The following is a 6758-nucleotide window of genomic DNA, read 5'->3' as shown; positions in this document are numbered from 1 at the left end:
CCGCGGTATCGCCACCCGCTACGACAAACTCGCCGTCCGGTACCACACCGTCCTGACCATCGCAGTCATCGGGGAGTGGCTCTAACCGCGACTTTGAAACACGCCCTAGGCGCGGATGATGGGCGAACGTGTCCGAATCGAGGTACGAATCGACAGCCAGCGGCACGTCGGCGTGCACGGCGGCGACCCCGAGCCCGTCCTGCGGTGGGTCGGCCGGAGCGGGCGCGGTGAGCCCCCACGATGCCCGCCGCGCCGGTACGTCCCCGGCGGCCGGGGTGGCGATCCAGGCGGCGTCGACGCCGGGCAGAAGGCGGGCCAGCAGGCGTACGGCGCGGGCGTGCAGCTCCGCCCCGGCTTCGTCCCCGGCTTCGTCCCGTCCGGGTTCGCTCAGCTCGGCCACCGCGTCGTGCAGTGCGACGAGGGCCGCCTCACGGGCACGCAGGGCGTCCACTCGGGCCCGCAGCGCGTCGACCTGGGTGTGCGGGGTGTCCACCCGGGTTCGCGGCGTGTCGACCTGGGTTCGCGGCGTGTCGACCTGGGTGTGCTGGGTGTCCACCCCGGACAGCGCCGGTCCCCTCGTGCTGAGCATGGTCCCAACCTGCCCGCCCGGATCCGGTCCGCCATCGCGTGAACGCGGTATCCAGAGCGGGCGCGGGCTGTTACGGCTCTGTTGACAGCGCGTGACGCGGGCATCAACATATGGGGATTGCTCTATGGAAGCGCTCCCAGGAGGTTCCGCCCGTGAAACGTGCCCTCGGTGCCGCCGCCCTGCTCGTGGCGTCCCTGGTGATGGTCCCCGCCGCGGCGGCGCATGCTGACGAGGTGGAACAGGTGATCAACGGCGGGTTCGCCGACGGGACGCAGCCGTGGTGGTCCAGTTCGGGGCCGATCACCGTGACCGACGGGCAGGCGTGCGTGACCGTGCCCGGCGGGACCGTCAACAAATGGGACGTCTCCGTCGGCCAGAACGACATCCACCTGGTCGCGGGGGAGACCTACCGGTTCGCGTTCCGGGCCGCCGGCACCTATCCCGTACGGGCGGTCGTCGGCCTGGCCGTGGCCCCCTACGACACCTACTTCGAGGCTTCCCCGGCACTGACCGCGGCGGGCGAGCTGTATTCGTACACGTTCACCTCGGCGGTGACCACCGACCAGGGTCAGGTGGCGATGCAGCTCGGCGGCAGCCCCGATCCCTGGGGTTTCTGCCTCGACGACGTGTCGCTGCTCGGCGGCGTCCCACCGGAGGTCTACGAGCCCGACACCGGCCCGCGGGTACGCGTCAACCAGGTCGGCTACCTGCCCGGCGGCCCGAAGAACGCCACACTGGTCACCGACGCGACGACCGCCCTGCCGTGGCAGCTGCGCGACGCGGCCGGCCGGGTTGTCGCCCGCGGACAGACAACGCCACGCGGGGTGGACGTCTCGTCCGGGCAGAATGTTCATTCGCTCACGTTCAGCGGCTTCCACCGTCGGGGCACCGGATACACGCTGGTCGCCGACGGCCAGACGAGCCGGCCGTTCGATGTGGACACGACCGCATACGAGCGTCTGCGAGCGGATTCGCTCAAGTTCTACTACACGCAGCGCAGCGGCATCGAGATCCGCGACGACCTGCGACCCGGGTACTCGCGCCCGGCCGGGCACGTCGACGTCGCCCCGAACCTCGGCGACGGCGCGGTGCCCTGCGTCACCACCGCCCCCTGCGACTACACCCTGAACGTCACCGGTGGCTGGTACGACGCCGGTGACCACGGCAAGTACGTCGTCAACGGCGGGATCTCGGTGTGGCAGCTGCTCAGCTCGTACGAGCACGGTGGCGGTTCACCGGCCCTGCGGCTGCCCGAGAGCGGCAACGGCACGCCCGACCTGCTCAACGAGGTCCGGTGGGAGCTGGACTTCCTGCTGAGGATGCAGGTCCCGGCCGGTCACCCGTACGCGGGCATGGCGCATCACAAGATCCACGACGCGGCCTGGACCGGCCTGCCGTTGCTGCCGCACCTCGACCCGCAGCAGCGTGAGCTGCACCCGGTCTCGACCGCCGCCACGCTCAACCTCGCCGCGACCGCCGCGCAGGCGGCCCGGATCTACCGCCGCTACGACCCGGCGTTCGCGAAGAAGGCCCTCACCGCGGCCCGCACCGCGTTCACCGCCGCCCGGGCCAACCCCGCGCTGCTCGCGCCGGAATCCGACGGCGTCGGCGGCGGCGCCTACAACGACACCAAGGTCGACGACGACTTCTACTGGGCCGCCGCCGAGCTGTACCTCACCACGGGGGACAAGGCCTACCGCGACGCCGTGCTCGCGTCACCGGTGCACACCGCGGACATCTTCGGCACCGGCGCCTTCGACTGGGCGAACACCGCTGCCGCCGGCCGTCTGGACCTCGCGACGCTGCCGAGCAAACTGCCGGGACAGGCCGCGATCAGAGCCTCCGTCGTACGAGGTGCCGACAAGTACCTGGCCGTCCAGCGCGCCCACCCGTACGGCGTGCCCTACGCGCCGGCGAACAACGCGTGGGACTGGGGCTCGAACAGCACGATCCTCAACAACGCGGTGGTGCTCGCGACCGCGGCCGACCTCACCGGCAAGGCACGTTACCGCGACGGGGCCCTCGAAGCGCTGGACTACGTGCTCGGCCGCAACGCGCTCAATCTGTCCTACGTGACCGGGTACGGCGAGGTCAGCTCGCAGAATCAGCACAGCCGCTGGTACGCCGCCCAGCTCGACCCGGCCCTGCCGCACCCGCCGGCCGGATCGCTGGCCGGCGGCGCCAACTCGTCGCTGCAGGACCCGTACGCGCAGAGCAAGCTCAGCGGGTGCACCGGCCAGTTCTGCTACATCGACGACATCCAGTCCTGGTCCACCAACGAACTCACCATCAACTGGAACTCGGCGCTGGCCTGGGTCGCCGCGTACGCGGTCAGATCTCGCTGAGCACGGTGCGGGTCCGCTCGTCCGCCGGGACGAGCACCCGCACCCGCAGAGCCGGCCGGTGCGACGGCCGGCTCTGCATCTGCAGGAATGCCAGCGGCCCGAGGTCCCGGTGCGGGATCACCTTGTGCATCGGCTCCGGATCCTCGACGCCGTGCTCGGCCCACCAGACCCGCACGCTCTCGTGCCGCCGGATCAACTCCGCGACCAGCTCCTCGTACGCGGCGTCGCCGGGATGCCGGGCGAACTCCGTCCGGAAGTCGCGCAGGTTGGCGCGGGCCGTCCGCTCCCAGCCGGGCCGGTCGTTCTCCCAGCTGAACAGCCACAACAGCACGTTGCGCCGGTCCTTCGGGGCGCTGACGAGGTCGGCGAGGATCACCTCGGCCGCCCGGTTGTGAGCCACTACGTCGAAGCGGGGCCCGAGCACGAACGCCGGGTGCGGCACCAGCCCGTGGATCACGGCGACGGTGCCCTCGTCGACCTCCTCGTCGGCCCTCTCGTCACTGCCGGCGACCACCGGCGCGGCGAGCAGGGTCAGGTGCTCCCGCTCACCCGGGGTCAGCCGCAGCGCCCGGCCCAGCGCCCGCAGCACCTGCTCCGACGGGGTGATCTCGCGGCCCTGCTCCAGCCACGTGTACCAGGACAGCCCCACCCCGGCGAGCTGCGCCACCTCCTCGCGCCGCAGCCCCGGGGTGCGCCGGCGGCTGCCGTCCGGAGCCAGCCCGGCGGCTTCCGGCGACAACGCGGCCCGGCGGGTCTTCAGGAAATCGGCGAGCTCGGCACGACGAGCGGAATCGGGTCCCACACCACCATCATCCGCTCCGGCGTCTCCAGCTGCGGCAGGTGGCCCGACGCTTCCAGCGGGTGCCAGGTCGCGGTCGGGATCGCGGCGGCGTACGCCCGGCCGTACCCCGGATCCACCAGGCGGTCACTCAACCCCCACACCACCAGCACGGGTACGGTCACCGCGCCCAGCCGTTCCCGCAGTGTGGGGTCCGTCATGTCCTGGCCCGCGTACATCTCGAGGGCTTCCCGGTTGCCGAGCATGACGGCTTTGCGTTGCGCACCGAGCGCGGCCGGGTCGATCCGGAACCGCGCGGGTTCGTGGTATGACAGCTCGGCGAGCTGGTCCAGTCGTAACGAGAAGAAGTCGGCCACCGGGTGCCCCGGCACACTGATCCCGACCCCGTTGACGATGACCACGCCGCTGACCCGGGGGCTCTTGAGAAGCGCGATCTCCGCGGCGATCCAACCGCCGATGGAGTTCCCGACGACGGTGACATCCTCGAGGTCCAGCTGCTCGAGCAGATCGACATAGGCTCCGGCCAGGTCACGGATGCCGGTGAGACCGGGCTGACGAGGCGTCCCGTCAAAACCGGGATGGGTGGGCACGATGACCCGGGCGGGCCGTTCGGCGGCCAGCTTCGCCCCGAACCCCGCCACGGAGACCGGCCCCGCGCCACCGTGCAGAATCAGAAAAGGTCGGCCGCCGCCGTTGTCGGTGTAGGTGATCATGCATCGATCGTCTGCCCTCCCCGGTGCAAGCGGGAGATGACAGTTCATCCAGGGACCCGGACCACCACCCTGGGCGCCGCGGGGGACAGCCCGGCGGTCAGCTGGGTGCAGAACCTCGGCTCTGCGCCCAGCTGACCGGCCACCGGATCACGGTGCGGCGCTGTTGAGCTCCTGCAGCTGGCTGTTGAGGTGACTCTCCAACGCGGACTGGTAACCCTGCGCGAGCTGGCCGAGCCGGTCGATCTCGTCCAGCAGGGCAGCACGCTGCGTCTGCAGGTTGGCGATCGCCTCCGAGTGGTTACGGCGGGCGTCGCTCTCGATCGTGGCGGCCTTGATCTGGGCCTCGCTGGTGATCTGCTCCGACTTGCCGCGGGCCTCGTCCAGCAGGGCCTCCGACTCACGCTGCGCGTCGCGCATGTGGTCGTCGGCGGTGCGCTGGGCCATCATCAGGACCCGCTGGAGGCGGTCCTCCTCGGCGGGCGAGTGCGACGGCGTGACCGGCGTGTTGCGGGCCTGCTCGAGCTGGGACTGCATGTTGCGGGCGTGGTCCTCGGCCCGGGCCCGCGCCTTCTGCAGGCGCTCGAGCTGAGCCGCGAGATCCGCGAACTCGGAGTCGATGACCATGGTCGAGGCAGCCGGGCTGGGACCCGACGGGCCGCCGCGCTGAGCCCGGTCGCGCAGCGACGCGTTCTCCTCGAGCAGGCGGATGAGCTCCTGCTCGACCTCGTCCAGGAAGGCGTCGACGTCCTCTTCGTCGTATCCGCGCTTGCCCATCGGCGGCTTCTTGAAGGCCATGTTGTGGATGTCAGCTGGCGTGAGCAGGATCGTGCTCCTTCGATCATGTCGACTGCGGTCGAGCCTCTGCGATCCTACGCAACCGCCCGCGGCCGGCTACGTCGGCGTGATCACCCGGACACTTTCCCCGGGTTTTCGGGCTCCTCTGGTGAAGTGGGTACCGACGGGCGTACAGCATAGGACTCGGGAGGATTTTCATGGTGGTCAGCACCGCGCGCGGGCGGATCGTCGCCCTGCTCACACTCGGCGCGATCGCCGCGTGTGACAGTGGTAACAATGCGGGCGAACCGGTCCCGGCGAGTCCCCGTGCGGTCGCCTCGTCCACCGCCCCGAGCGCCGCGGACGGCACCCCCGATCTCGGCGCGGCCGAACAGGTGGCGCAGGGTCTCGACGTACCATGGGGGCTGGCGTTCCTGCCCGGCGGCGATGCCCTGGTCGCCGAGCGCGATTCCGGCCGGATCCTGCGCGTGTCCGGCACCCAGGTCGTACCCTTCCTGACGGTTCCGGGTGTCGCGGCCCAGGGTGAGGGTGGTCTGCTGGGTCTCGCGGTCTCCCCGGACGACGCCTTCGTCTACGCCTACTACACCGCTGAGCAGGACAACCGCATCGCCCGTTTCCGGCTGGACGGCGGCGGCGACCCCGAGATCGTCTTCGAGGGCATCGCCAAGGCCGGCAACCACAACGGCGGCCGGATCGCTTTCGGCCCGGACGGCATGCTGTACGTGGGTACGGGCGACGCGGCGCAGACCGACCGCTCCCAGGACCCGTCCAGTCCCAACGGCAAGATCCTGCGCCTGACCCCCACCGGCGACCCGGCCCCGGGCAACCCGGCGGCCGGCTCGCCCGTCTACAGCCTCGGCCACCGCAACGTCCAGGGCCTGGCCTGGGACGCCGAGGGCCGGCTGTTCGCCGCCGAGTTCGGCCAGAACGAGCTCGACAAGCTCAACCTCATCGAGGCCGGGCACAATTACGGCTGGCCCGAGATCGAGGGCAAGGGTGACACCAATGGCGGAAAATACACGAACCCCCTGGTCGCCTGGCCGACCGACGATGCCTCCCCGTCCGGCATCGCCATCGCCGGAGGCACGGTGTACATCGCGGCCCTGCGCGGCGAGCGGCTGTGGACCGTGCCCCTGACCGGCGACACCGTGGGAGAGCCCAAGGCCCAGCTCACCGGAGCGTACGGCCGCCTGCGAACCGTCGAGGTGGCCCCGGACGGCGCCCTCTGGCTCACCACCTCCAACACCGACGGCCGAGGCGACACCCGGGACGGTGACGACCGCATCCTGCGCTTCCCGGCGGCAGACTGAGTGGTACGGCAGCTTCCGCGGCCGATTTCAGATGATGAAAGTGGATCTCTGCCACCCTTGATCCATTTCTGACTAGTCGTACACATGTTCTAAATTGATACTCGTGTTGGTCGACGTGCAGCAGCTGGTCAAGGAAGCGGCGGAGTTAGCCGCGGCCCCGCTGTGCTCACCGCTGGACCACGAGATCGTCGGCCTGCTCCGCGCGGC

At 70.6% G+C, this 6758-nt stretch carries 6 protein-coding genes; 2 read left to right on the top strand and 4 right to left on the bottom strand.

The window, feature by feature from the left end; translation table 11 throughout:
- The coding region (locus tag ACIA6A_RS41360; RefSeq protein ID WP_396103634.1) for a hypothetical protein at window positions 1-589 on the bottom strand (589 nt) is incomplete at its 3' end.
- Between the two features lie 110 nt (window positions 590-699).
- Here ACIA6A_RS41360 and ACIA6A_RS41355 point away from each other — a divergent pair.
- Window positions 700-2934 carry a glycoside hydrolase family 9 protein gene (locus ACIA6A_RS41355; protein ID WP_396103633.1) on the top strand — a complete coding sequence of 745 codons (2235 nt, stop codon included), beginning with the start codon at window positions 700-702 and terminating at the stop codon, window positions 2932-2934.
- Here ACIA6A_RS41355 and ACIA6A_RS41350 read toward each other — a convergent pair.
- The 3 genes from ACIA6A_RS41350 to ACIA6A_RS41340 form a co-directional block, all read right to left on the bottom strand.
- Complete coding sequence (locus ACIA6A_RS41350; RefSeq protein WP_396103632.1) at window positions 2921-3736, bottom strand: helix-turn-helix transcriptional regulator; 816 nt, start codon at window positions 3734-3736, stop codon at window positions 2921-2923. The genes ACIA6A_RS41355 and ACIA6A_RS41350 overlap by 14 nt on opposite strands.
- Entirely contained in the window at window positions 3691-4446 is a 756-nt protein-coding gene (locus ACIA6A_RS41345; protein ID WP_396103631.1) for an alpha/beta fold hydrolase, read from the bottom strand. Before ACIA6A_RS41345 ends, ACIA6A_RS41350 begins: the two co-directional genes overlap by 46 nt.
- A 147-nt stretch (window positions 4447-4593) precedes the next feature.
- Complete coding sequence (locus ACIA6A_RS41340) at window positions 4594-5268, bottom strand: DivIVA domain-containing protein (RefSeq protein ID WP_396103635.1); 675 nt, start codon at window positions 5266-5268, stop codon at window positions 4594-4596.
- Window positions 5269-5438: 170 nt separating this feature from the next.
- Between ACIA6A_RS41340 and ACIA6A_RS41335 the strand changes: the two genes are divergently transcribed.
- Entirely contained in the window at window positions 5439-6551 is a 1113-nt protein-coding gene (locus tag ACIA6A_RS41335; protein ID WP_396103630.1) for a PQQ-dependent sugar dehydrogenase, read from the top strand.
- Window positions 6552-6758: the final 207 nt, after the last annotated feature.

This window comes from Actinoplanes sp. NPDC051494, assembly GCF_044454705.1.
Lineage (GTDB): Bacteria > Actinomycetota > Actinomycetes > Mycobacteriales > Micromonosporaceae > Actinoplanes.
The sequence above is the reverse complement of the archived record's forward strand: the minus strand, read 5'-3'. Positions and strand labels throughout refer to the sequence as shown.

What these genes read in the sequence shown, in the direction of transcription:
- ACIA6A_RS41335 (WP_396103630.1), top strand. Translation starts at nt 5,439, where the DNA reads ATGGTGGTCAGCACCGCGCGCGGGCGGATCGTCGCCCTGCTCACACTC.
- ACIA6A_RS41355 (WP_396103633.1), top strand. Translation starts at nt 700, where the DNA reads ATGGGGATTGCTCTATGGAAGCGCTCCCAGGAGGTTCCGCCCGTGAAA.
- ACIA6A_RS41345 (WP_396103631.1), bottom strand. Translation starts at nt 4,446, where the DNA reads ATGATCACCTACACCGACAACGGCGGCGGCCGACCTTTTCTGATTCTG.